General features: G+C 37.7%; 1 protein-coding gene. It reads left to right on the forward strand.

Annotation, left to right across the window (positions count from 1 at the left end):
- Positions 1-708 precede the first annotated feature (708 nt).
- Positions 709-2,523: a group II intron reverse transcriptase/maturase gene (gene ltrA / locus BKP35_RS12340; protein ID WP_211274625.1), complete on the forward strand. Its 1,815-nt coding sequence runs from the start codon at positions 709-711 to the stop codon at positions 2,521-2,523.
- Positions 2,524-2,644: the final 121 nt, after the last annotated feature.

A 2,644-nucleotide genomic window follows, 5' to 3' on the forward strand; every position in this document is an offset into this window, starting at 1 on the left:
CGCGCGACAAGTTCTGTTATAAACGCTTTCCAGCGTGAAAATACAGGAAGTTTACTAGAAAAACTTCAACTTTACAACTGAGGATTGGAATGAAGGAACCAAGTTTCCTGAAACAATCCCATCAAGACTCCTGCGTGCGTCATGAATGACAGTTCATGGGGTTCGAAGCACAGGTAGAGTCGGCAGAAGGAAGACTAGAGCCATTCCAATGGAAAAGGTATGTTAACTGATATGCCGGATGGCTGAAAAACTAGATATGGTGAGAATGTTCCGATCAAAAGGAACTGACGAACTTCCGAATTAAAGGGTCTAAAGTTAGAACATAGTGTAAAGCTATGTCCCAACAAACGTTGGGGTGGGTGGTGTAGAGTAAAACTGCTTCCTATGAAATACATTATACTGAACAATGGCGGTATCAAGCTCACAGGCTTAAAGGAAGCACCTACGTCCAGAATGGATAGCTACGTTGTAAGGTACTTGGGAAGCAAGAAACGTTGAAAAAAGGACTGTCATCCAAAACGTTTGTTATAAGGCAAAAGCCGAAATGCATTTATTCTTGCGAAGGTAGAGGTACGACCGAAGAAGCTCCTGTAATTGGAGTGAAGGAACAGCCTCAAGTCTAGCGAATTAGAACAATTATTTTCTTCACGTGAATGACACCGATCGGGTAAGAATGTGGGAATATCACTCTTTAGGAGGGATGCCACAGTGTCAACTTTGAGATATTGGGATTACTACAATATGACGGAAACCTTTACGGATTTGCACGAAAGAGCTAGAAACATCGAGTCCTTTGATCATCTATATGAAATCATCACTTCAAGAGAAAATATTCTACTAGCTTACCGCACAATGAAATCCAATAAAGGTTCGAAAACACCTGGTACAGATGGGAAAACCATCAAAGATATTAAAAAATTATCGGAAAATGAACTAGTGAAAATAATTCAATCAAAACTAAAAAACTATCATCCTAAGAAGGTCAGAAGAAAATGGATTGAAAAGGAAAACGGTAAATTTAGACCACTTGGCATTCCATGCATTCTTGACCGTATCATTCAACAATGTTTTAAACAAGTTCTTGAACCGATTGCTGAAGCTCATTTTTATAAACATAGTTATGGATTTAGACCGTTAAGGTCTACTCATCATGCTATGGCTAGAGTACAATTCTTGATTAATCAATCACAACTACACTACGTTGTTGATGTTGATATTAAAGGATTTTTCGATAATGTTAATCATTCGCTTCTCATCAAACAGTTATGGAACCTAGGTATCCATGATCGAAAAGTTTTAGCTTGCATATCTAAAATGCTAAAAGCTGAAATTGATAAAGAAGGAATACCATCTAAAGGCGTACCTCAAGGTGGTATTTTATCGACAATATTATCGAATGTTGTACTAAACGATCTAGACAAGTGGGTTTCAGAACAATGGGAATTCTTCCCTCTTACTAAACATTATAAAACAAGAGAAGGTGAGCTATACGCCAAGAAGCGTACAAACCTCAAAGAAGGATACCTCGTCCGCTATGCGGACGATTTTAAAATCTTCTGTCGAGACGGAAAAACGGCTCAAAAATGGTATCATGCAGTCAGATTATACTTGAAAGAACGTTTAAAACTAGATATTTCACCCGAAAAATCGCAAATCGTAAACTTGCGAAAACGAAAATCAGAATTCTTAGGGTTCACAATCTGGGCAAAGATCAAAGGAAAGAAGAGAGTTGCCCATACAGGCATTAAGCGTAAAAAGCGGGAGAAACTCAAAGAACAAGCTAAGATACACATCCAAAGAATGAAAGACTCCCCCACAATTCAAAACGCTTTACGCTTTAACAGTTTTGTATTAGGTATTCATAACTATTTCAACCGAGCTACACATGTTAATCCAGAATTCTCCCGTCTTGCTTACGAGATCAAAGCCTTTCTGTACAATCGCCTTCGTTCTGTTGGGAAATATGGGCATCCAATCAACCCCAATTCAACTTATAAAAAGTTTTATAGCATAAGGGTCAAAACGTTCAAGATTGCTACTGTGCATCTATTCCCGATAGGGAATGTAAAAACAGTTAATGCAATGAACTTTAGTCCAACATTATCCCTATTTACAGAAGAAGGCAGAAAGAAAATTTACGACAAATTAAAACCAGATATTGAAACTGAAATCAGCGTATTAATGAAAGCAACACTTCCAGACAGAACAGTTGAATATTTGGATAATCGAATTAGTCGTTTTAGTATGAAAATGGGGAAATGCGAAATCACAGGTTGGGATTTAACAGCTCATGATGTTCACTGTCACCATTATGTACCAAAACATCTTGGTGGAACAGATCAATTCAATAACCTGCGCATTCTCCACAAAGACATACATCGACTAATCCATCGTAAAGATTACGAAATGATTGTATCAGAAACACAAAAATTCAATTTAGACAACTCAATGATAAAGAAATTAAATTTTTATCGAATGGAATGTGGGCTTGAAAAGGTAGAAACATCTCACGTCAACAAGTAACGAAGAACTTATAATTTAATATACATCGTTAGATGGACCGCCGAATGCTGGGAAACTAGCACGTTCGGTGCGGAGCAGGGGAAAAGCTGGAGATCACTTCAAAGGCTTACCTATTGCTAAC

Source organism: Anaerobacillus arseniciselenatis, assembly GCF_001865995.1.
GTDB lineage: Bacteria > Bacillota > Bacilli > Bacillales > Anaerobacillaceae > Anaerobacillus > Anaerobacillus arseniciselenatis.